Origin of the sequence: Cohnella baijiui (assembly GCF_020731285.1) — a bacterium.
GTDB lineage: Bacteria > Bacillota > Bacilli > Paenibacillales > Paenibacillaceae > Cohnella.
In genome coordinates this window covers 99066-122853 of the sequence record NZ_JAJFOW010000014.1, presented here as the reverse complement: position 1 = coordinate 122853, position 23788 = coordinate 99066, and the positions used below count along the sequence as shown (strand labels likewise).

Sequence of the window (23788 nt, the reverse complement as noted above, 5' to 3'; positions counted from 1 at the left end):
GTACAAAATTCGTAAGAGCAACCCCTAAATCAGGAGCTGCTCTTAGCATACAAGGTGGATAAGCTATGTATCGCGTATTGTTGGTGGACGACGAGGCTCATTCGGTACGGGGGCTACAAGCCGGCGTTCACTGGGAACGGCTCCATATCGAAGAGGTCTACACGGCTCACAGCTTGAGGCAGGCCCAGGACGTCTTCGAGTCGCATCCGATCGATCTGATGGTATGCGATATCGAGATGCCCCAAGGCTCCGGGCTCGAGCTGCTCGCTTGGGTGCGGGAGCGGTATCCCCGGACGGAGACGGTGTTCCTCACCTGCCACTCCGACTTCTCTTATGCGAAGCAGGCGATCAAGCTGGACAGTTTCGATTATCTGCTGAAGCCCGTCGATTACGAGGAGCTCGAGAGCGTGTTGTCCAAGGCGTCCGACAAGATCGGCAAGGACCGGGAGCGGCGCGCCTTCGAGGAGACCCACCGCAAATACGCGGATCTCTGGGAATCCCATCGCCCGCTGCGCAAGGAGCGGTTCTGGAAGGACGTCGTCGAGCAGGCGCTGCCGTCCAACCCGGAGAAGATCGAGGAGAGCGCGAAGGAGCGCAATCTGGCCTATACGGCGAATATGACGTTCTTGCCCGTTTACGTCCGCGTCAAGAGATGGACAAAGGAGCTGTCTCAGCGAGAGCAGCGGATTATGGAATACGCCCTTCGGAACGCCGCGGAGGAGAAGCTGGCGGATAACGATCCGGAAGCCGCCGCCGTTTCGACGGGCAACGGCGCGCTGCTCGTCCTCGTTCCGTCATCGCCGAACGAAGGTCCGGCCTCGGGAATGAAGGCCAGATGCAAGGAGTATATCGAAACGAGCGGCAAGTACTTTTACTGCGATCTATGCTGCTACATCGGCCGCCGGTCGGCGCCCCATGAGATGGCGGCCATGCTGGGAGAGCTCCAGAAAGCGGACGCCGACAATGTGACCGGATACGACCGGATGTTCGTCCTGAACGAAGTTCCGAGGATAAAGCTGCCCTTCGATCCGCCCCCGCTCCGCGAATGGGGAGAATGGCTGAAAGCGGGGACGCGGGATCGATTGGCCGCCGACATCGAGCGTTACCTGAGCCGTTTCGAAGAGGGCAGAGCGGAGCTGGATGCCGCCCGATTGCACCGAATTTACCACGACTTCCTGCAGATGGTCCATTATGTGCTGCAATTAAAAGGGCTTCAGGCGAACGAGGTATTCTCGGAAAATCTGCTGACGGATCGGCCGGAAGCGGTTCTGCAGTCCGTGCGAGCGTTCCGGGAATGGGCGCTGTACGTCGTCGAAGTGGCGGTCAATCGCCTCTTCGCGACGGAAGACAACGTGCCGATCGTCGAGAGGGTGAAGCGGTTCATCCGCCAGCAGATCGGCGAGCTGGAGCTGTCCCGGGAAGAGATCGCCCGCCACGTCTATCTCAATCCGGATTATTTGACGCGTCTGTTCAAGAAGGAGACGGGCCTATCGATCTCGGATTATCTGCAGCAGCAGCGGATCGAATTCGCGAAGGGACTGCTGGAACGGACGGAGAAGTCCATTAGCGACGTGGCGGTGGCGTCCGGGTATTCGAACCTGAGCTACTTCTCCACCATCTTCAAGAAATCGGTCGGCATGACGCCGGCGGATTACCGGAAAAGCCGCTGCTGCAAATAACGGACCCCCTAGCCTCGTTTGTACATGGTCGGATTATTGAAAGCGGAAAGTCGTTTTTTTGGTGGGTGGTCCACAACGAACCGCTATAGAATATAGGCATCCACTTGAATGCGCTTACATTTACGGCGACAAGCAGACGGGATGCGCCGGGTGGAGAACGCGATCTCAACACAATGGGGGAAAACAAATGGTCAAAAGATGGAAAGCCTCATCGATTGTGCTGTCCACGCTTCTCGTCTCTTCCTTGACGCTCGGCGCATGCGGAAATTCCAACAACTCCGATTCGGGGAACACTTCCAAGACTTCGTCATCCTCGCCAACCGCCGACGGCAAGACGGAGCAGTTGACGGTCGCCTTCCTCGGAATCGGCACGATGACCGACGTTCAAGCCGTCCAAGACGAGATCAGCAAAATTACGAAGGAGAAGATCAACGCCACGGTCAAACTGATGCCGATCGACGTTTCCGCGTGGACGCAGCAGACGAACTTGCTGCTGGCCGGCAACGAACCTCTCGACCTGATGGTCACTTCTTCCTTCTTCAACTACAGCACGCAAGTGGCCAAGAATCAGCTTCTCCCGCTGGACGATCTGTTGGAGAAGTACGGCCAAGACATGAAGAATACGATGGAGCCGACCATCTACAACGGCACTAAGATCAACGGGAAAATATACGGCGTACCGTCCGTTCGCGATACGGCGGCCGACTACGGCTTTATCGCGCGTAAAGACCTTGTCGACAAATATCATATCGATCTGAGCAAGGTGAAGAGCTACGAGGATTTGGAACCGATCTTCAAGATCATCAAGGACAACGAGCCGGGCGTCAACCCGCTCGTGCAACGCTCGCAAACGGGTACGATCGCAAACGAGATGCTCACGAGCCGCTTCGATCCGCTGGGCGAGGGCCTCGGCGTGCTGCCGATGGACAGCGGCGATCTGAAGATCGTCAACCTCTTCGAGACGCAGGAATACAAAGATGCGCTCTCGCTCGCCAGAAAGTGGTACAAAGCCGGCTATATCATGCAGGACGCGGCCACGACGCAAGAGGGCAACAACGCCCTCGTCAAGGCAGGCAAGGCGTTCGGTTACTTCTCCAACATGAAGCCGGGCTTCGAGTCGCAGGAGGCAGGGCTGAACGGTTACGAGATGTCGGCCGTCCGCTTGACGCCGCCGATCTCCCAGTCAACCTCCGCGACCAGCTTCATGCTGTCGATTCCGAAAAACACCCGCGACGCCGACCGGGCGATGCAGCTGATGAACCTGCTGTATACGGATAAGGACGTCGTCAACTTGCTCGACAACGGCATCGAAGGCAAACACTACGTGAAGGACGATCAGGGTCAGATCAAGAAGCCGGACGGCGTCGAGAGCGGATGGGTGTTCAACCAATGGGAAGTCGGCAACAATTCGCTGGCATCCGTCTGGGAAGGCACCGCTCCGGACATCTGGGATCAGATGAAGGCGTTCAACAAGGCCGCCAAGTTTTCGCCGGCGCTCGGCTTTACCTTCGACGCGAACCCCGTGAAGACGGAGATCGCCGCGGTGACGAACGTCACCAATCAATACAAAGTCGGGCTGGAGTCCGGAAGCCTCGATCCGGCGGTGCTGCCGGAGTTCGTCTCGAAGCTGAAGGCCGCCGGGTTGGATAAAATCATGGCGGAGAAGCAGAAGCAGCTTGACGCTTGGGCCGCGGCGAACGGCAAGTAAGAACCAAACAGGAGGAGGAGGCTGTCTGCTTCACAGCGAAGCGGACGGCCTCTTTCTATGCCGGCATACGAGGGATTTCGCCGTTTCGGCAGCGGCCCGACAAAGTCGGAATATCTAAAATCGAGGTCGGGATATTGGTAAGCGACGCTCGTCCGCATCCCTTACTATGAGATCTATACAACGAAGAAATGAGGAATAGGCCTATGAGACAGAGCCGGCTGAGCGAAACGTTCAAGAAGCTGAAGCGTTACCGGGCATTGTTCCTGATGGTGCTTCCGGGGCTCGCCTACCTGATCGTCAACAACTACTTGCCGATGCTGGGCGTGGTGATCGCCTTTAAGAACATCGACTATTCGCACAAAGGGCTGTTCGGACTTATTTATTACAGCGATTGGATCGGGTTCAAGAACTTCGAGTACCTGTTTAAAACCAACGACGCGCTGGTCATTACGCGGAACACCTTGCTTTATAACGGCGGCTTTATCATTCTCAACACTTCCATCGCCATCGCGCTCGCGATCCTGTTGAACGAAGTGCGCAACCGGCTGGCCTCGCGCTTCTACCAGAGCTTGGTCCTGTTGCCGTACCTGATCTCGATGGTGATCGTCGGCTACCTCGTGCTCTCGATGCTGAACGTCGAGAACGGCTTCGTCAACAAGCAAATCCTGCCGATGCTCGGCATGCATCCGATCTCCTGGTACAGCGAGTCGAAGTATTGGCCGTATATCTTGACGATCGTGAATCTGTGGAAAAACATCGGATACTTCTGCATTATCTACTTGGCGTCCATCATCGGCATCGACCAAGAATTCTACGAGGCGGCGACGATCGACGGAGCCAGCAAGTGGCAGCAAATCCGCAGCATTACCGTTCCGCTGATCGCCCCGACGATCACGGTCATGACGCTGCTGGGCATCGGACGTATATTCTACTCCGACTTCGGCTTATTCTACCAAGTGCCGCTTAACTCCGGCCCGCTGCAGCCGACGACGGACGTTATCGATACCTACGTGTACCGCGGCTTGATGACGCTCGGCGATATCGGAATGTCCTCCGCGGCAGGCTTATACCAAGCGCTGGTCGGCTTTATCCTCGTCATGATCTCCAATTACGTCGTCGCCCGTCGCAACCGCGAACAGGCGCTATTCTAAGGAAGGAGCGAATCTAGCGATGAAGAACAACCAGATGAACCAGACGGCGGTCCATATCCTCTTGATTCTGTTGTCCGCCGCTTGCTTGTTCCCGTTCCTCCTGCTGTTCATGGCTTCGTTCACCGACGAGCAGTCGATCGTCAAGGACGGTTATACGCTGTTCCCGAGCCGCCTCAGCTTCGCCGCTTACGACTATCTGTGGAACCAAGCTTCGACGATGACTCGCGCGTACGGAATTACGATCTTCATCACCGCGGTCGGAACCTTCGTCGGCTTGCTGATCTCCTCGCTGCTAGCTTACCCGCTGTCTCGAAAGGACATGCCAGTACGCGGATTCCTCGCCTTCGTCGTGTTCTTCACCTTGCTGTTCAACGGCGGCCTCGTTCCGACCTATCTCGTGTACACGGAACTGTTCCATATGAAGAATTCCCTGCTGGCTCTCATCGTTCCGGGCCTGCTCACCAACGGGTTCTTCGTCCTGTTGATCCGATCGTTCTTCAGCACGTCGATTCCGGTGCCGATCATCGAATCCGCCTATATCGACGGAGCGTCGGAGTTCAAGATTTTCTACCGGATCGTCCTGCCGCTCTCGCTCCCGATTCTGGCGACAATCGGCCTCATGCTGACGATCTCGTACTGGAACGATTGGTTCAACGGCTTGATCTATATCACGGAACCGAAGCTGTTCAGCATCCAGAACCTGCTCAACCGAATGCTAAGCAACATTCAGTTCCTGCAGCAGAACAGCCTGGGCGGCAACGCGTCCGCGGCGGCCGCGACCATTCCGATGAACTCGGTCCGGATGGCGATGGCGGTCATCGGCATCGTCCCGATCGTTTGCATCTACCCGTTCTTCCAGAAGTATTTCGTCAAAGGCCTCACCATCGGAGCCGTGAAGGGTTGAGCGGGACATTATTCAAGCGTAGGCAATACCTATTCCAACAGATATTGAAAATGGGGGTTTGGACATCATGAACAAACATTTCGGCAAATTCGGGTGGGGAACGGGAGCGATTCTCGCCTTGTCCCTTGCTCTTTCGGCGTGCGGAGGCTCGAACGGCTCGAATGCGTCCGCAGGCACGGCGGGCGCTGCCGGCAGCAGCGCCTCTAAGCCGGTCGAGTTGACGATGGCCTACATGAATTTTGGAACGACGACCGACTTGCAAGCCGTCCAAGACGAGATCAGCAAGATTACGAAAGAGAAGATCAATGCCACGGTCAAGCTGATGCCGATCGATGTTGCCGCATGGCAGCAGCAGGTGAATCTGCTGCTTGCCGGCAACGAAAACCTGGATCTGCTCGTCACTTCTTCGTTCTACAACTACAGCAGCCAGGTTGCCAAGAACCAGTTGATCCCGTTGGACGACCTTCTTGCGCAGTACGGAACCGGCATTAAGGACACGATGAACGAGAAGATCTACAACGGGACGAAGATCGACGGGAAAATTTACGGCGTTCCGAGCGTCCGCGACACGGCCGCCGACTACGGAATGCTCATGCGCAAGGATCTCGTGGACAAATACGGAATCGACCTGAATTCGCTCCAGTCGTTCGAGGATCTCGGCTCCGTGTTCCAGACGATCAAAGACAAGGAACCCGGCATCATTCCGCTGGTTCAGAACACGACCTCGCAAACCGTCGCGTCCATTATGTACAACAAGGACATCGATCTGCTGGGAGACGGGCTTGGGGCGATGCTCATCAACAAGAACGACCTGAAGGTCGTCAACATGTTTGACACCCGGGAATACAAAGACGCCATCGCTCAGGCCCGCAAGTGGTATGAGACCGGCTACATCATGCAGGACGCGGCGACGACGCAGGAATCGGGCAACAGCCTTGTGAAGGCCGGCAAGGCATTCGGCTATTTGTCCAACATGAAGCCGGGCTTTGAGCAGCAGGATTCGAAAGCGGACGGCCGTGAAATGGTCGCCGCGCGGTTCACGCAGCCGGTTACCCAATCGACAAGCGCGAACGGTTTTATGTTGTCGATTCCGCGGAACAGCCGGAATCCGGAGCGCGCCATGCAACTGATGAATTTGCTTTACACCGACAAGGACATCGTCAATCTGCTGGATAACGGGATCGAAGGCAAGCATTACGTCAAGAACGCGGACGGCACGATCAAGATGCCGGACGGCGCGGCGCAGGGCTACTTGTTCAACCAATGGGAAGTCGGGAACAATGCGCTCGCCGGCGTCTGGGAAGGCACGCCGGCCGATATCTGGGAGCAGATGAAGAAATTCAACGACTCTGCGATCTTCTCGAAGGCTCTTGGGTTTACGTTCGACGCGAGCCCGGTGAAGACGGAGGTCGCGGCGGCCACGAACGTACTGAACCAGTACAAGGTGGGTCTCGAATCGGGAACGCTGGATCCGGCGTTGCTGACCGAATTCAACGGCAAGATGAAGGCAGCGGGACTGGACAGGATCATCGCCGAGAAGCAGAAGCAGCTGGACGCTTGGGCGGCGGCCAACGCTCAGTAAGATTCATAAGACCGGCAGGGAAGCGCGGCTCCGTCTTCGGAAGGGTTCGCGCTTTTCCTCTCTCGGGCGCGGGGCAAGGATCGAAATCAAGGGGGGACGGAATCGCATGTTCGCGGTTGAAGAATTAAAGTGCGAGTACAGGAAAAATCCGATCGGTCTCGGGGCGCGGGTTCCGCGAATCAGTTGGAAGCTGCGGTCCGACCGAAGAGGGACGAAGCAGTCGGCTTACCGGCTGCAGGTGTCGGAGGACCGGGAATTCGGATCGGTCGCGTGGGATTCCGGACGCGTCGACAGCGACGAGTCTGTGCACGTGACGCCCGACGACCTAACGGTCCGTTCTCGCACTCGCTACTACTTCCGGGTGGAGGCTTGGAACGAGAGGGGCGAGAGCTCCGGCTGGACGGAGACGGAGTCTTATTGGGAGACGGGGTTGCTGGAGGCGGCGGAATGGGCAGCAGACTGGATCTCGGCGCCGGCCGGGCTGAATCCGGAGCAGCCGGAGGCGTGTCCGATGCTGCGGAAGCCGTTCCGCGCGGACGGCGCCGTACGTTCGGCCCGCGTCTATGCGGCGGCGCTCGGCTTGTACGAGCTGGGGTTGAACGGGCGCCGGGTCGGGGACAGCTATTTTACGCCGGGTTGGACCAGCTACGACAAGCGGCTTCAGTACCAAACGTACGATGTGACGGAACTGCTCGTTCAAGGCGAGAACGTCATCGGAGGCTGGCTGGGCAACGGATGGTACAAAGGATACTTGGGCTGGGACGGCTATAACGAGATGTACGGCGACCGGACGGCGCTGCTGCTTCAGCTGCACGTCTCGTTCGAGGACGGGCGGGAAGTCGTCGTTCGCACCGACGGCAGCTGGAAGACGGCGACGGGGCCGATCCTCATGTCCGAGATCTATCACGGCGAGACCTACGATGCCCGGCTGGAACGGGACGGCTGGAGCTCACCCGGCTACGATGACGTCGGTTGGCGGGAAGCGGAGATGATCGCGCATGCGAAGGACATCTTGATTCCGCAGGAAAACGTGCCGGTACGGAAGATCGAGGAGATCCGACCGATCGAGCTGCTGCGGACGCCGGGAGGCGACGCCGTCATCGACATGGGGCAGAACATGGTCGGCTGGGTTCGCTTTACGGTCTGCGGCGAGGCGGGGCGCGGGGTGGAGATTCGCCACGCGGAAGTGCTGGACAAGGAAGGCAACTTCTACCTCGGCAACATCCGGTCTGCGAGGCAGACGATCCGTTATACGAAGAGGCGCTCGGAGCCGGAGTCGTTTGAGCCCCGGTTTACTTTCCAAGGCTTCCGCTATATTCGCCTGATCGGCTTCGAGGAGCCGATCAGGCTGGAGGACTTCACGGGCATCGTCGTTCATTCCGACATGGAGCGGACCGGCTTCTTCGAATGCTCCGATCCTCTGGTGAACCAGCTGCAGCACAACATTCTGTGGGGGCTTAAGGGCAACTTCCTCGACGTGCCGACGGACTGCCCGCAGCGGGATGAGCGGCTCGGCTGGACCGGGGATGCCCAAGTATTTGCCCGCACCGCCACGTACTTGATGAACGCGGCGCCCTTCTTCGCCAAGTGGACGGGCGACTTGAAGGCGGAGCAGGCCGAGGACGGAGGGGTCCCATTCGTCGTGCCGAACATGCTGGAGAAGAAGCCGAGCAAAGGGGGATTCCCGCCGCCGTACAACTCCGCCGCCTGGGGCGATGCCGCCGCGATCGTGCCGTGGACCGTCTATCTGAGCTACGGAGACAAGCGCATCCTCGAGGATCAATATGACAGCATGAAGGCTTGGGTCGAGTATATCCGCCAGACGGGCGATAACGAATACTTGTGGGACACCGGCTTCCACTTCGCGGACTGGCTGGCGCTCGACGCCAAGCCGGGGGCATACATGGGAGCGACCGATATGCACTTCGTCGCGACGGCGTATTATGCCTACTCGACGTCGATTGTACGGAAGTCGGCGGAGATTCTCAGCAAGACGGAAGACGCCAAGCGCTACGCCGAGCTGTACGACGGCATCGTCCGCGCGTTCCGCGAAGAGTACGTGACGCCTTCGGGCAGGCTCGCCGTCCCGACGCAAACCGCGCAGGTGATCGGACTTCACTTTGGCCTGCTGGAAGGCCAAGCGAAGGAGAAGGCAATCGCGAAGCTGATGAAGCTGCTCGAAGAGAGCGATCACCACCTGACGACCGGCTTCGTCGGTACGCCGTACCTGAACTTTGCGCTCAGCCGGAACGGCCGGAACGACGAGGCTTTCAAGCTGCTGCTGCAGAAGGACTTTCCGTCCTGGCTCTATCAGGTGACCAAAGGCGCGACGACGATTTGGGAGCACTGGGACGGCATTCGGGAGGACGGCACGTTCTGGAGCGACGCGATGAACTCCTTCAACCACTACGCCTACGGGGCGATAGGCGATTGGCTGTACCGCTGCGTCGCCGGCATCGACACGGACGAGGCGGAAGCGGGCTACAAGCGGCTTCGCATTCGTCCGCAGCCGGGCGAAGGGTTGACATGGGCGGAAGGCCGACTCGAGACGATGTACGGCACGGTCGTCTCCCGTTGGAGCCGGTCGGAGGGCGGCCGAATGGACGTCCGCATCGTCATTCCGCCGAATACGACGGCGGAGATCGAGCTTCCGGGAGCGGCGCTGGCCGAAACGCGCGAGAACGGCGTCATCCTGGGGACGGAGAACGGCATCTTGTCGGCGGAGCAGGCGGAAGGCGGAGTTCGGCTGACGGCCGGCTCCGGCCATTATCGGTTTACCTACTAATCGAACGAAGGGGATGGATTCCATGGAACGAGATCTGAAGCAGCTCATCGCGCAGATGACGCTGGAGGAGAAGGCGGGGCTTTGCTCCGGCCTCGACTTCTGGCATACGAAAGGAATCGAGAGACTCGGCATTCCCTCCGTGATGGTCACCGACGGCCCGCACGGCTTGCGCAAGCAGAAGGCGAGCGCAGACCACCTGGGCCTGTTCGACAGCGTGCCGGCCACTTGCTTCCCTTCCGCGGCCGGACTCGCCAGCTCCTGGGACCGCGACTTGATCCGACAAGTGGGCATTGCCCTCGGAGAGGAGTGCCAGGCCGAGGAAGTGGCCGTTTTGCTCGGGCCGGGCGCAAACATCAAGCGGTCCCCGCTTTGCGGCCGCAACTTCGAATACTTCTCCGAGGATCCGTACTTGTCCTCGGAGCTGGCCGCCGCCCACATCGAAGGCGTGCAAAGCCAAGGCGTAGGCACGTCGCTCAAGCATTTCGCCGCCAACAACCAAGAGCACCGCCGCATGACCGGCGACTCGGTCGTCGACGAGCGGACGCTGCGCGAGATTTACTTGGCGAGCTTCGAGGGAGCCGTCAAGAAGGCACAGCCATGGACGGTCATGTGTTCTTACAATAAAGTGAACGGCACGTTTGCTTCAGAAAACCCGAAGCTGCTGACGGACATTCTGAAGGACGAGTGGGGCCACGAGGGCTTCGTCGTGTCCGACTGGGGCGCCGTCAACGAGCGCGCCGACGGGTTGGCCGCAGGCCTCGAGCTGGAGATGCCGTCCAGCAATGGATCGGGCGATCGCAAGATCGTGGAAGCCGTCCGCAGCGGCAAGCTACCCGAGGAGAAGCTGGACGCGGCGGTGGAGCGTCTGCTAAATATTATTTTCCGGGCGGTCGACGCCCGCAAGCCCGGCGCGACCTTCGATGCGGACGCCCATCACCGGCTGGCCCGCGAAGTGGCGCGCGAGTGCATGGTGCTGCTTAAGAATGACGACCATCTGCTGCCGCTCGCAAAGTCCGGCAAGATTGCCGTGATCGGCGAACTGGCGGAGCAGTCTCGCTTCCAAGGCGGCGGCAGTTCTCACGTCAATCCCACGAAGCTGGAGAACATCCGCGAGGAGTTGGCGGGCGTTGCCGGCCCGGCCGTCTTGATTTCCTACTCCCAAGGCTATGCGCTTGCGAACGACGACATCGACGACAATCTGTTCCGGGAAGCCGCGGAGGCCGCTCGCCAAGCGGACGTTGCGATCGTCTTCGCCGGCCTGCCGGAACGTTATGAGTCCGAGGGCTTCGACCGGACTCATCTGCGCATTCCGGACAATCAAGCGAAGCTGATCGAAGCGGTCGCTGCGGTTCAAGGCAACGTCGTCGTCGTGCTGAGCAATGGCGCTCCCGTCGAGATGCCTTGGATCGGCAAGACGAAGGCGGTGCTGGAAGCGTATCTGGGCGGCCAGGCGCTCGGCGGTGCGATCGCGGACCTGCTGTTCGGCGTCGCGAGCCCGTGCGGCAAGCTGGCGGAGACGTTCCCTGTCCGGCTCGAACACAACCCGTCGTACTTGAACTTCCCGGGCGAGGGAGACCGGGTGGAATATCGCGAGGGAATTTTCGTCGGCTACCGGTATTACGACGCGAAGCGGATAGCGCCGCTTTTCCCGTTCGGCCACGGCCTAAGCTACACTAGCTTCGAATATCGCAATCTGGAGACGGATCACTCCATCATCGACGACACCGAGACCGTGAACGCCACGGTTCGCGTGAAGAACGTCGGCAATCGTGCAGGCAAAGAGATCGTGCAGCTTTACGTACGAGACGCGGAAAGCTCGGTCATTCGTCCGGAGAAGGAGCTCAAGGGCTTCGCCAAGGTCGAATTGCAGCCGGGCGAAGAGAAGGAGATCATTTTCACGCTGAACAAGCGGTCGTTCGCGTTCTATGACGTCGCCCTGAAGGATTGGCGCGTCGAGACGGGCGAATTCGAGCTTCTGGTCGGTTCTTCTTCCGCCGATATCCGGCTGAGCGGCACGCTTGCCGTACGTTCGAAGACGAACCTCGAGAGGCGGTACGATCGCAACTCCACGGTAGGCGACTTGCTGGCCGATCCCGCCGCCTCGGTCGCGATCGAAGAGCTGATGAAGAACTCGCCATTCCCGCTGCCTGCGGAGGATTCGGATGAAGAGGGCGCGGAGATGATGGCGGCCTTCGCTAAATATTTGCCGCTGCGCGCCGTCGTCGCCTTCAGCGGAGGAGCGTTAACCGACGAGGCTCTGGACGCTTGGCTAGACAAATTGAACAAAGTCAAAGTAGACAAGAATATATGATTGAGTTTTCAGAAAAGAGAAGAGGAGGCGTTTGTATGGGGAAACCTTATTTTGCGATTGCCGAGATCACGGATTACGGGCCGTTTATTACCAAGCTGGTGCTGCCGATAAAGGCAAACGTGAAGGCGGAAGCGGTAAAGCCGGAATGCTTTAATGTCTATGTGGAGCGGAAGGACAAGAACGGGGAGATCTTAATGCTTCCGCGGAGTTGGTTTGAACTCGATAACCTAATTCCGAGCACGGGATACGGCGTCGTCATGGATGCATACCCATCGGGTCTCGACGGAGAACGGAGAGCGGAAGGGGATTTCGTGACGCTCGAAATGAAGCATGGTCCGATGGACCCCTTATCGGCCGCGATTGCCCCGCTGAATGGAATGAATGAATATATCATCAGCGATTACCGGATTACGCAGATTGCAGAGATCCCGTCCGATAGAGGTACGCTGTCGGGTTTCGTCTTCGATCTATGTGCGGGTACTACGATGAAGCAGGCAGAATCGTTCCTGCAGGGTGTCTCTTCCTTCCAAGAGGAACCGCTGAAGTACGGCTACTTCGTACCGCAGACGGGAAACGGAAAACGACCGCTCATCATCTGGCTGCACGGAGGAGGAGAGGGGGGTCAAGACCCAGCCATTGCCTATACGGGCAACAAGGTGGTGAACTTGGCCGGAGATGACATCCAGTCGAAGTTCGGCGGCGCCTACGTATTGGTTCCGCAAGCGCCGACCTTCTGGTTGGACGACGGGAGCGGACTTTACGGCCGGACAGGAAATTCCAAATACGTGCAAGCCTTAAAGGCGCTCATCGACGAGTTTATTTCCCGCAATGATGCGGCAATCGACACCAACCGGATCTATATCGGCGGTTGCTCTAACGGCGGATTTATGACGATGCGAATGGTGCTGGATTATCCGGACTTTTTCGCGGCGGCTTATCCGGTATGCGAAGCGCTGTTCGATGAAGTCATCAGCGATGCGGAGATCGAGAAGATGAAGATTATGCCGATTTGGTTTACGCATTCCAAGGACGACTCCGTCGTAAAGCCGGAAGAAACCGTTGTACCGACCTATGAGCGCTTGATGAAGGCCGGAGCAACGAACGTGCATTTCTCTTTTTTTGACAAAGTGGTGGATCTCCATGGCCTGTTTACCGATGAACAGGGGCAACCGTTTACCTACCACGGTCATTTCACTTGGATATATGCTCTGAATGACGACTGCCGCCTGGATTACGATGGAGAGCCGGTCGTGGTTGAAGGTAAAGAAGTTTCGCTGATGGATTGGCTGGCTTTGCAGCACAAGTAACGATAAACTGCTTATCGGATCGCTTGGAAGTAAAGGATCTTATTTGCACAAGAGGGCAACCAGTTTTCATGGTTGCCCTCTTGTCATAAGGTGATGGGATGTCCACCTGCATACCTCGTATTAGGCATTGAATTTTTTTATGAAAACCATCATTTATGTTCATTTTACGCGATAGATGAAGGGAGGTTAAAATGATTTTAGAAGCATGTCGCGGTTCAAATGCGGGCACCAATAAACCATAAATGACAGGAGGCGTTCAATAGTGTTTGAAACCTCTTTAACACGAAAGCTCAACATTAAATATCCGATCTTTCAGGCACCGATGGCAGGCGGGCCAACGACTCCGGAATTAGTAGCAGCCGTTTCGAACGCTGGCGGACTAGGCAACCTAGGTGCCGGGTATTTAACCCCCAAACAGCTCCGAAATACAATCCATAAGATCAGAAAGTTAACCGACCGGCCTTTCGGCGTTAATTTATTTGTCTTTGAACAACCGGAAGAATCAGAAGAAGAGACGATGAAGGAAATGTCGGACTACCTTGACTTTTACCGTAATGAACTTGGCATTCCGCAAAGTCCGGCACTTCGAAAGTATTCGGAATCGTTTGAAGAGCAGGTACAGGTAGTTCTGGAAGAGAGCGTTCCCGTGTTTAGTTTCACGTTCGGCATACCTTCACCCGACATGATTCAAAGCATGAAACAACGCGGAACGTTTGTAGTCGGTACTGCAACAACAGTGGATGAAGCGATTCAGTTGGAGGCATCTGGCGCAGATGCGATTGTGGCCCAAGGAAGTGAAGCAGGGGGACACAGAGGGACATTCCTTAAGAACGTATCCGATTCTTTAATCGGACTCATGGCTCTGGTTCCCCAAATGGTTGATCGTGTTTCGGTTCCCGTGATCGCATCAGGGGGGATTATGGATGGACGGGGGTTAGTAGCCAGTCTGACATTGGGAGCGTCAGCCGTTCAAATGGGTACAGCTTTTTTGGCCTGTACGGAAAGCGGAGCACATCCAACGTACAAACAACAAATTCTTTCGGCAAACGAGGATGCCACCGAAATTACGCGTGCTTACTCCGGCAAAGCAGCAAGGGGCATTCAGACCAAATTTATGCGTAATATGCATGCGTATCCGGGAAAAATTCCTCCTTACCCGATTCAGCATGTCATGACAAAGGATATTAGACAGGCTTCGGCAATGGCAAATAACCCGGAGTATATGTCACTCTGGGCCGGGCAAGGCTTGAGGTTGGCTAACGATCAATCTGCCGCGACCATTATCAAACAAACAATCGATCAAGCCAAAAAGCTTATCGAGGATAGGAAGTAATCAAACTTGATTTTCAACGCGCAAATCGCGAGTCGTCCAATCTCAGCGCTGGAGAAAAAAACGCGGACGCGTTATCATTTCCTGTTTATGAAACCGAGCGGGGCGCAATTGAAGATCATCGGCAAATGGATGATTTCAACGAGGAGCCGAGAAATCGAAAGCGCTCGGGATCATGTACAATCCGGAGCCGGTCAAGACGGAGCTGGCCGCGATTCAGAACGTCGTGCAGCAATACGCGATGGCGTTGGAAACCGGTACGATCGATCCGGAGCAAAACTTGCCGAAGTTCAACGCCTTGCTGAATGCGGCCGGCATCGACAAGGTCATTGCCGAGAAGCAGCGGCAACTGGACGCGTGGGCGGCGGGCAAATAGAAAAGCTTCTTTATATATAGAAGAAAGCCGTCGGGGAATGAACGGATGCGCACCCCTTAGCATAGGCATCGGAAAACCTCTTGGTATTCCGGAAGGCTAAGGGGTGATTTGTTTGGTAAATTGACCTAAGCGGAATCCGTGCGAAACTCCAGGTCACTTAAGACCTTGGCGATCCCGGAAAATGTCTGCTGAAGCCCAATGGAACTAATTTCCTTGGGCTGTGTTTGTACAAAGAAGTAGTGACTGTAGGGGATGTACGAATCGCGAGGGCCACGGCTCATACTATAGCATTCTGCAGGTAAAAAAATGAATGGGCCGTAAAGAAATGAGGATATGAAAACGTTTAATTCCATTCTATAATGTAAACACGAGAGGAACGTGCATGGATAAGAAGGCTTCATACACCCCAATCCTCCCGATTGCGACTGCTAAACGTACAGGAAAGCCCAAGCCCCGAAGGTCCAGGGCTTTTTCTTATGTCAATTGTAGGAGAAGGAGGGAGAAGCACTTTGAAGGTAGTCGGCTTTTGGCGAAGATCGATCTTTATGCGGCTTGTCCTTACCTTTCTGATCATTATGGTACCGCTGTATGGCATCGGCATCAGCATGTACAAGTGGGGCGTGACCGCGATCAAAAGGGAAATTCTCAACACGAAGGCAGCGCAGATGTCCTACTATTTGGATAAAATCGAAAAGGAAATCCAGGGACTGAAGCTGGTGCAGTCCGATGCGCTTTACAATGACGATATTAACCGGCTCGCCAATAATGATTCGTTCATGGACAATTACGAACGCGGCTATTATTTGAACAAACTGCAGCAGAGGCTGAGCGCAATTAAAAACGGCAGTAATTATATCGAAAATGTAATCGCTTACATCCCCTCCATCCGACGAACGATTCCTGCAGAAGGCAGTATTGGAGATTTGCAAGAGACGGATTTGAAACGGATGGCCCTCTTCGACAACTCGACGCCTTCTCAGTTGGTTTATAGCGATGAGCATCTCTTTCTTAACGCTTTTTTTCCGCCGAACTACATCAAGGAGAGCCCCCAGCCTTTATATGCTGTGTTGATCGAGCTATCCCTCCCTCAACTGAAGGAGTCGCTAAAGCAATTCAATCTGAACGAAAATAGCGGTTCGTTCCTTATGGACGCCCACAAGCATTTGCTGATTTCAGACAGTATAGCTACACCGACTCAGGAACGCATCCGCTTCATGGTAGGCAGTTCTGACAGCGGCAGAGGTTCAGTTACTGTACAAGGCAAGCCTTATCTTTATATTTATAGCACTTCATCTTATCTGGGTCTTACACTGGTCAGCTATATTCCGGAGAGCGCTCTGTTTGCCGGACTGAGAAAATACGAATCCTCGTTCTGGCTGCTTTCGATTGCTGTACTATTGATCATCATTCTTTTTTCGCTGGCGATTCTCCGCTTTATCAGGATGCCGCTGCACACCCTGATCAGAGGGTTTAAACGGCTTGAGAACGGAGACATGGATTTCACGATCGGCCATCGATTTGAAGACGAGTTTGGGTTTCTCTATGACAGATTCAATTCGATGCTTGGACGGTTGCGGGCGCTGATCGACCAGAACTATAAGCAGACCATCATGGTGCAGCGGGCAGAGCTGAAGCAGCTGCAAGCCCAGATCAACCCGCATTTTCTCTATAACAGTTTTTTTATTCTTTACACGATGACCAAGCGGGGGGAATATGAGCAATTGATGAAATTCCAGCTCCAGCTGGGCGAGTATTTTCAATTCGTAACCCGAAATGCTTCGGATGAGGTAACTCTGGAGCAGGAAGTAAATCACGCGCGAACCTATTGCGACATACAGTCCATGCGATTCTCCAACAGAATTCGGGTGGCGTTCGGCGAGCTGCCGCCGGCCTATACAGACTTTATTGTGCCGCGGTTAATTCTGCAGCCTATTCTGGAGAACGCTTTTGAGCACGGTTTGGAGAATCTGGAAGAGAACGGCCTATTGAACATCCGGTTCCTGCCGGAGCAGGACGGATTGCGCATTGAAGTAGCGAACAACGGAGCACAGTTGACGGACGAGCAGCTCCGCAAGTTCGAATCCGATATCGAATCAAACGAACATGCGGAAGTCACGGGCTTGATCAATATACACCGGCGGATCAGGCTGCTTCTCGGGAACGATAGTGGGCTCTGCATGGCAAGCGGCAAGTTCGGCGTCGTTGTGACCATTCGGCTGACCACAGTCTGAATAAGAAGGGGGATACCCATGTATACGCTTTTGATTGTCGATGATGAACCGATTATCGCCGACGGATTATATGAAGAATTCAAAGAGTGCGGCGAATGGGAAATGGATGTGCATCGCGTCTACTCCGGGAAAGGAGCGCTCGAACTATTGGGCCGGATGAAAGTCGATATGATCATATCGGACATTCGTATGCCTGGCCTGGATGGAATCGGATTGCTGCATCATGTTAAGAGCAGTTGGCCCTCCTGCCGTGTGATCTTTTTAACCGGTTATAAGGAGTTTGACTACGCGCACCGCGCCATGGAGCATGGCGCAGTCCGATATATTCTGAAAACGGAAGGGTATGGCAAGGTCATGGAGGCCGTTGGGCAGACCATAGCGGAGATGGAGCGGTCGCTTCGCGCCGAAGCGCTGATCGCCGAGGCGGAAGAACGGCTTCAAGTGTTGAACGAGATGATGCTGCAGGACTTGCTGGCAGCCGCGCTGTGCGGAGAGATGGAGGCCGGTCCCGATATTGCTGAAGAATGGGTGCGGCTCGGCATGCCGCTCGATCCCTTTAAGCCGATCTGGTTGGCCGTCTGCCGCTTTGACGCGCCATTCCCGCCAGTTCCGTCCGGATATAGGGCCAGGAAGGCCGCGGTCGAGACGATCCGTCTGATTGCCGAGCGGTATTTCTCACCGCTTGTGGAGAGTGTCATGACCGCTTCCGGTTCCAATCGGATGGCATGGCTCCTGCAGGCGAAGCATACAAGCAGCGGGTCTGAAGTCTCCGACCATCGGGAGGAGCAAATCGGACTGTTCATCCGCGAAACGCTCGAAACGATCCAAAGGGCCGCAAAGGAAACGATTGGGCGGACGGTTTCGTTTGCGGTCTGCACGGAGACGATCGAATGGGAGCGGATTGCGGAAGCGAATCAATCGCTCGCGCACCTGCTTGATCACCGATTGGGCGCAGGTACGGAGATGCTGCGTACCGATAAGCAGGAAGCTCGATCCCAGGATATCGTCACCAAAGTCAAAGTCTATATCGACGCGCATCTTCACGAGGATATTTCCCTTGTGAGGCTTGCGGATCTCGTTCACTTCAATCCGACCTATCTGTCCCGCTTCTTTAAACAACAAACCGGTCTTAACCTTTCCGAATTCATCCAGACGGTCCGGTTAGACCGGGCCAAGCAGCTGCTGGCCGATTCCGAAAACCGCATCAATGACATCGCGGCATCGCTCGGATACGGTTCCGCTTCGAACTTTGCTCGTTCCTTCAAGAAGCTGACGGGTCTTGCCCCACAAGAATACAGGGATGCCTTTTGCAGGTAAATAAATGAATGAGCCGTAAAGAAATGATGATATGAAAACGCTTCAATCCTTTCTATAATGTAAGCACAGTGGCCACTGTAAATCATGATTAAAGGGGAACGTGCATGGAAAAGAAAGCTTCATACCCCCAAATCCTCACGACTGCTGTCCTAACGGCTGCCATTCTGGTTCTTGCTGCCTGCAGCGGTAACCATACAACGAACAAAGAAAGCAATCCTTCCTCGCAAGCAAGCCAAACATCGAACGACAACACGGGGGATGCTGCCGATTCTACGGCGGAAATCGCGAAGGGAAAATACGATTCTCCGATTACTGTTACATCGGTTATGGGCTTAAGCGATCAGGTGCAGAAATCCGTCGCCATCAAACCGGATGTTGTGAACGACAACATATGGACCCGCGGCTATGAGAAGGATTTGGGCATCAAGATTAAATACCTCTGGACGGTACCGGGGGCGCAAATGGAACAAAAAATGAACGTGGCCATTTCTTCAAACGATTTGCCGGACATCATCCCTGCCAACCCGCGTCAATTTAAGATGCTGGTTGATACCGGCGTCGCCATGGATATCACGCAGCTGTTTGATCAGTACGCCTCCGATTTTACAAAGAAAATGATGGAAGCCGACAAGAACATCGGTTTGAATCAGGCGACTGTGGAAGGCAAACTCATGGGGATCCCGCAACTGAATGGGGCCATTGATGCAGCATCGATGATTTGGATTCGGGCGGATTGGCTGAAAAATCTCGGTCTGGAGCCTCCAAAGACAATGGACGATGTCATAAAAATCGCGGAGGCTTTCACAAAAAACGATCCGGACCGGAACGGAGCTAACGATACCTACGGCCTTGGGCTCTTGAAGGACCTGACGGGCGGGTTTGCCGGGCTTGACGGTTTCTTCGAAGGCTATCACGGTTACGTGAACGGGTGGATCGATGACGGATCGGGCAATCTTGTCTTCGGGGGGATACAGCCGCCAATCAAGAGCGCGCTCGCCAAGCTGGCGGAAATGTACAAGAACGGATATATCGACAAGGAATTCTCCGTCAAAGACACCGCGAAGGTCGCCGAGTCGGTAACGGCCGGCAAGGTCGGCATGCTTTACGGCCAACATTGGAACCCGTTCTACCCGCTGCAGGATGCGAAGAACAAGGACCCCAAAGCGGATTGGCAGGCGTTCCCGATTGTCTCTATAGACAGCGTGCCTGCCAAGCCGATGATTAACGGCTCTGCGGCTACGTTCTACGTAGTCAACAAGAAAATGAAAAACCCGGAAGCCGCGATCAAGCTTTACAACTATTTCTATGCCAAAGACCCGGCGATCAGCCCGGATTTCGCTCCCGCCTATCACGGCAAGAACGGCGAGCAAGAAAAAATACCGGATCAAAACTATCAATTGGCCACGATGACGTCGTTCTACCCGCAGCAGAACCTATTCATCCATCAGAGCGTGAACAAATATTTCAATGAAAAGGATCAATCGGTTTTGGAGAATTACTGGGTCAAGGATAACGTGGAACAGATCGAGAATTACAAAGCCGGCGATAATAAGCTTTGGAGCGGCTATGCCTGGGCAGGTCCCGACAACAGCGCGTTCAACGTGATCGAATTCTACGACAAGAATGATAGGTTCCTGCAAAACGGCTACATCAAAGCCGATACGGAGTCGACGACGCAAAAGGGAGCGACGCTTAACCAGATGCGCAGCGAGACGTTCACGAAAATCATTATGGGAGCGGCGCCCGTCGACGAATTCGACGCTTACGTGACGAAATGGAAGAAGCTCGGCGGGGACGACATTACCAGAGAAGTCAACGCAGCCAAGTAAGGAAACGGCAACGAAGCCGGTTGGATGGATGAATGGAACTGCCTTTCAACCGGCTACAGATAGGACAAGGAGTGTAAGGGAATGGCGAGTAGACAAACCGTAGAGCAAACCGGCGGCTATACCAAACGTACTCGTGCCGCAGCGAAAATCAGGCATCAGTTTCCGATGCATCTCATGCTGCTCCCCTGTGTTCTACTAGTCGCGGTCTTCAGCTACTATCCGATGGCCGGCATCCTGATCGCATTTCAGAACTACAATCCGACGAAAGGGTTCTTTAACTCGAAGTTCGTCGGCCTCGAGAACTTTAACTATGTTTATGCCATGCCGGAGACGATGCAGGTGCTCTGGAATACGGTCTTTATAGCGCTGCTTAAGATCGTATTCGGGCTGCTCGTGCCCGTCCTATTTGCGATATTGCTCGATATGGTTCGCCGCAGCTTCGTGAAGCGGTCCATTCAGACGCTGATTTATATTCCGCACTTTTTGTCTTGGGTCATTCTGTCGGGCATTCTGATCGATATTTTGTCGCCAACCGACGGCATCATTAGTTTCATACTGAAAGGGATCGGAATCGAACCGATTTTTTTTCTGGCAAACGAGAAAATATTCCCTTATCTCCTGGTCGTTACCGATGTTTGGAAGGAGTTCGGCTACGGGACGATTATTTATCTGGCGGCGATCACCTCCATCAACACCTTGCTCTATGAGGCTGCCGTCATGGACGGCGCCAGCCGTTTCCGCCAGGTGCTGCATGTAACCATTCCGGGCATCATGCCTATCGTTGTGCTAATGGCGACACTCAGTCTCGGCAATGTGCTGAACGCAGGCTTCGAGCAAGTGTTCAACCTGTACAGCCCCGTCGTATACAAGACCGGCGACATCCTGGATACGTTCGTTTACCGGATCGGATTGCAAAACAGCCAATATGGCGTCGCTACCGCGGTCGGGTTGTTCAAATCGGTCGTTTCGTTCGTGTTCATCGTCACGGGTTACAGGCTTGCCTCCAAATTTGCAGGCTATCGCATTTTCTGACGAAGGGGCGGGTATCATGCATCACCGAACGTTCGGCGGCAAAGTATTCGAGGGCGTAAATCACCTATTCCTTGCCGCTTGTGCGCTGCTATGTATTTTCCCGATTATCCACGTGTTGGCCGTGTCCTTCAGCGGCAGTACTGCGGCGGCTGCCGGACAGGTGACGCTCTGGCCGGTCGAATTCAACCTAAGCTCATATAAATATGCGCTTAACAATCCGCAGTTTCTCACCTCCTTCCTGGTGTCGTTGGAGCGTGTCGCGCTCGGCTTGTCCGTCAATATGCTGTTAACCATTTTCGCAGCCTATCCTTTGTCCAAGGAACGCAGCGATCTGTATGGGCGGAATGCGTATTCGTGGTACCTGTTTATCACGATTATTTTCAGCGGCGGACTCATCCCCTGGTACATGACGGTGAAGCAGCTCGGCCTGATGGACTCCGTGTGGGCGCTGATTCTGCCGGGTGCGGTCCCCGTATTCAACGTCATCATTCTGCTTAACTTTTTCCGCCAGCTCCCGAAGGAGATCGGTGAGTCGGCCTTCATCGATGGCGCGGGTCATTGGACCATTCTAAGCCGAATTTATTTGCCGCTCTCCAAGCCGGCTCTCGCGACATTAGTGCTCTTTACCTGCGTAGGGCACTGGAACGCTTGGTTCGACGGGCTGATCTTGATGAGCTCGCCGCATCACTATCCGCTGCAAACCTATCTGCAGACGATCATGATCAATCGCGATATGTCCCTGTTTACGACCGCCTCACAGGAAGAACTCAAGATGCTGTCGGAAGTGTCAGACCGCACCTTGAAGTCGGCTCAGATTTTTATTGCTGCCGCCCCGATTCTGGCCGTATATCCGTTCCTTCAGAAGTATTTTATGAAAGGAATTGTAGTAGGCAGCGTGAAAGGTTGATGTTAGTCTGGCAATCCTAGCTTCTCGTATATTGATGTAGGGAGGGCTTCGCATGATGAATAGGAATAGCTATGATGTAGCCGCTTATGTCTGGCCGGCTTATACGGGGGACGAACCCAGAACCAGGATGTTCTGGCCGGAAGGAATCGGGGAGTGGCAGTCCGTCAAAAATGCCGCGAGAAAATTTCCGGAACACGATTGGCCGAGAAAACCGTTATGGGGATATGTCAATGAAGCGGATCCTTATGTGATGGAAATGCAAATTAATGCTGCGGCAGATCACGGCATCAATGTGTTTATCTATGACTGGTATTGGTATGACAAACGACCTTTCTTGGAGCAATGCTTGAATAACGGATACTTGAAAGCACGAAACAATGACAGGGTTCAATTTTACTTGATGTGGGCGAATCACGACGTCAATCATACGTGGGATATCCGGCTATCTCATATGCAGGATACGGTCATTTGGGAGGCGTCGGTGGATCGCCCCGAGTTCGAACGAATTGCCCATCGGTTGATCGCCGAATACTTCAAGCACCCTTCCTACTACACCATCGACGGCAAGCCTGTATTTATGATTTACGATCTGGCCAATTTGATGAAGGGCTTGGGAGGGGCGGACGCAACCAAAGACGCGTTCGACTGGTTCCGCAACCGGGCGGTAGAGGAAGGGCTTCCGGGACTTCATCTTCAATTGACTCTGTGGAAAGAGATGAGCTTCAATCTTAGCGGCATCGATGGCGGCAAGGAGGCCACGACAAGCGAAGTGGTCACGCTGCTTGGATTTGACAGCTTGTCCCACTATCAGTTTGTGCATTTTGCCGATATCGACAGAGACTATGAGGATATTATGAAGGATGTCGTTAAGGAATGGCAGCGAATTGACCAAACCTATGACATTCCTTATTACCCGCATATCTCAATCGGATGGGACAACAATCCGAGATTTCAGGAATTCCGTCCCGGCATCGTGAGGCAGAACACGCCGGACCATGTACAAAAGGCGCTTCAGCTGGCCAAGCAATATGCCGACGAGCATCCGGGACAACAGCCGTTGATTACCATCAACAGCTGGAACGAATGGACGGAAACCAGTTATCTTCAACCGGATGATCGATATGGATACGGCTATCTGGAGGCCGTGAAGATAACCTTTATAAAGTAAACGGTCACGCTGACTTTTGTACATATTCATGGAGATTGGTGCAGGACAACATGAGCGGATCTATTGTACGAGCCTGAAAATCTAATTTTCAGGCTCGTTCTTAGTATTCAAAAATTTTTTCCAAATATAAAATAATTTTCTTGATGTGAAATTGGAGCTCATGCTACAATT

At 54.8% G+C, this 23788-nt stretch carries 16 protein-coding genes; all 16 read left to right on the top strand.

From position 1 onward, the window contains the following. Positions 1-65 precede the first annotated feature (65 nt). On the top strand, positions 66-1679 hold the full coding sequence (locus LKX83_RS15455) for a helix-turn-helix domain-containing protein (protein ID WP_227883176.1): 1614 nt from the start codon (positions 66-68) through the stop codon (positions 1677-1679). A 187-nt stretch (positions 1680-1866) separates the two neighbouring features. Next, entirely contained in the window at positions 1867-3387 is a 1521-nt protein-coding gene (locus LKX83_RS15450) for an ABC transporter substrate-binding protein (RefSeq protein WP_227883175.1), read from the top strand. A 203-nt stretch (positions 3388-3590) separates the two neighbouring features. Beyond that, complete coding sequence (locus tag LKX83_RS15445; protein ID WP_227883174.1) at positions 3591-4538, top strand: ABC transporter permease; 948 nt, start codon at positions 3591-3593, stop codon at positions 4536-4538. 19 nt (positions 4539-4557) lie between these two features. After that, positions 4558-5442, top strand: a complete 885-nt coding sequence (locus LKX83_RS15440) for a carbohydrate ABC transporter permease (protein WP_227883173.1) — start codon at positions 4558-4560, stop codon at positions 5440-5442. Positions 5443-5509: 67 nt separating this feature from the next. Beyond that, positions 5510-7024 carry an ABC transporter substrate-binding protein gene (locus LKX83_RS15435; RefSeq protein WP_227883172.1) on the top strand — a complete coding sequence of 505 codons (1515 nt, stop codon included), beginning with the start codon at positions 5510-5512 and terminating at the stop codon, positions 7022-7024. Between the two features lie 106 nt (positions 7025-7130). Further along, positions 7131-9809 carry an alpha-L-rhamnosidase gene (locus tag LKX83_RS15430; protein WP_227883171.1) on the top strand — a complete coding sequence of 893 codons (2679 nt, stop codon included), beginning with the start codon at positions 7131-7133 and terminating at the stop codon, positions 9807-9809. Positions 9810-9831: 22 nt separating this feature from the next. After that, entirely contained in the window at positions 9832-12120 is a 2289-nt protein-coding gene (locus LKX83_RS15425) for a beta-glucosidase (protein WP_227883170.1), read from the top strand. A gap of 35 nt (positions 12121-12155) precedes the next feature. Further along, complete coding sequence (locus LKX83_RS15420; protein WP_227883169.1) at positions 12156-13427, top strand: prolyl oligopeptidase family serine peptidase; 1272 nt, start codon at positions 12156-12158, stop codon at positions 13425-13427. A 262-nt stretch (positions 13428-13689) separates the two neighbouring features. Next, on the top strand, positions 13690-14760 hold the full coding sequence (locus LKX83_RS15415) for an NAD(P)H-dependent flavin oxidoreductase (RefSeq protein WP_227883168.1): 1071 nt from the start codon (positions 13690-13692) through the stop codon (positions 14758-14760). 172 nt (positions 14761-14932) lie between these two features. Continuing rightward, complete coding sequence (locus tag LKX83_RS15410) at positions 14933-15133, top strand: DUF3502 domain-containing protein (RefSeq protein WP_465249332.1); 201 nt, start codon at positions 14933-14935, stop codon at positions 15131-15133. A 509-nt stretch (positions 15134-15642) separates the two neighbouring features. After that, positions 15643-17364 (top strand): cache domain-containing sensor histidine kinase, encoded by a 1722-nt coding sequence (locus LKX83_RS15405; RefSeq protein WP_227883167.1) that lies wholly within the window; start codon positions 15643-15645, stop codon positions 17362-17364. Between the two features lie 18 nt (positions 17365-17382). Beyond that, on the top strand, positions 17383-18681 hold the full coding sequence (locus LKX83_RS15400; protein ID WP_227883166.1) for a response regulator transcription factor: 1299 nt from the start codon (positions 17383-17385) through the stop codon (positions 18679-18681). A 104-nt stretch (positions 18682-18785) separates the two neighbouring features. Continuing rightward, a complete protein-coding gene (locus tag LKX83_RS15395) occupies positions 18786-20510 on the top strand; it encodes an extracellular solute-binding protein (RefSeq protein ID WP_227883165.1) in 1725 nt (574 codons plus the stop codon). Positions 20511-20675: 165 nt separating this feature from the next. Next, on the top strand, positions 20676-21542 hold the full coding sequence (locus tag LKX83_RS15390; protein ID WP_227883183.1) for an ABC transporter permease: 867 nt from the start codon (positions 20676-20678) through the stop codon (positions 21540-21542). 16 nt (positions 21543-21558) lie between these two features. Then, positions 21559-22449, top strand: a complete 891-nt coding sequence (locus LKX83_RS15385; RefSeq protein ID WP_227883164.1) for a carbohydrate ABC transporter permease — start codon at positions 21559-21561, stop codon at positions 22447-22449. Positions 22450-22501: 52 nt separating this feature from the next. Continuing rightward, positions 22502-23617 (top strand): glycosyltransferase WbsX family protein, encoded by a 1116-nt coding sequence (locus LKX83_RS15380; RefSeq protein WP_227883163.1) that lies wholly within the window; start codon positions 22502-22504, stop codon positions 23615-23617. The last annotated feature ends 171 nt before the right edge of the window (positions 23618-23788 follow it).

What these genes read in the sequence shown, in the direction of transcription:
- LKX83_RS15420 (WP_227883169.1), top strand. Translation starts at nt 12,156, where the DNA reads ATGGGGAAACCTTATTTTGCGATTGCCGAGATCACGGATTACGGGCCG.
- LKX83_RS15380 (WP_227883163.1), top strand. Translation starts at nt 22,502, where the DNA reads ATGATGAATAGGAATAGCTATGATGTAGCCGCTTATGTCTGGCCGGCT.
- LKX83_RS15450 (WP_227883175.1), top strand. Translation starts at nt 1,867, where the DNA reads ATGGTCAAAAGATGGAAAGCCTCATCGATTGTGCTGTCCACGCTTCTC.
- LKX83_RS15455 (WP_227883176.1), top strand. Translation starts at nt 66, where the DNA reads ATGTATCGCGTATTGTTGGTGGACGACGAGGCTCATTCGGTACGGGGG.
- LKX83_RS15385 (WP_227883164.1), top strand. Translation starts at nt 21,559, where the DNA reads ATGCATCACCGAACGTTCGGCGGCAAAGTATTCGAGGGCGTAAATCAC.
- LKX83_RS15410 (WP_465249332.1), top strand. Translation starts at nt 14,933, where the DNA reads ATGTACAATCCGGAGCCGGTCAAGACGGAGCTGGCCGCGATTCAGAAC.
- LKX83_RS15430 (WP_227883171.1), top strand. Translation starts at nt 7,131, where the DNA reads ATGTTCGCGGTTGAAGAATTAAAGTGCGAGTACAGGAAAAATCCGATC.
- LKX83_RS15440 (WP_227883173.1), top strand. Translation starts at nt 4,558, where the DNA reads ATGAAGAACAACCAGATGAACCAGACGGCGGTCCATATCCTCTTGATT.
- LKX83_RS15390 (WP_227883183.1), top strand. Translation starts at nt 20,676, where the DNA reads ATGCATCTCATGCTGCTCCCCTGTGTTCTACTAGTCGCGGTCTTCAGC.
- LKX83_RS15425 (WP_227883170.1), top strand. Translation starts at nt 9,832, where the DNA reads ATGGAACGAGATCTGAAGCAGCTCATCGCGCAGATGACGCTGGAGGAG.
- LKX83_RS15400 (WP_227883166.1), top strand. Translation starts at nt 17,383, where the DNA reads ATGTATACGCTTTTGATTGTCGATGATGAACCGATTATCGCCGACGGA.
- LKX83_RS15445 (WP_227883174.1), top strand. Translation starts at nt 3,591, where the DNA reads ATGAGACAGAGCCGGCTGAGCGAAACGTTCAAGAAGCTGAAGCGTTAC.
- LKX83_RS15395 (WP_227883165.1), top strand. Translation starts at nt 18,786, where the DNA reads ATGGAAAAGAAAGCTTCATACCCCCAAATCCTCACGACTGCTGTCCTA.
- LKX83_RS15435 (WP_227883172.1), top strand. Translation starts at nt 5,510, where the DNA reads ATGAACAAACATTTCGGCAAATTCGGGTGGGGAACGGGAGCGATTCTC.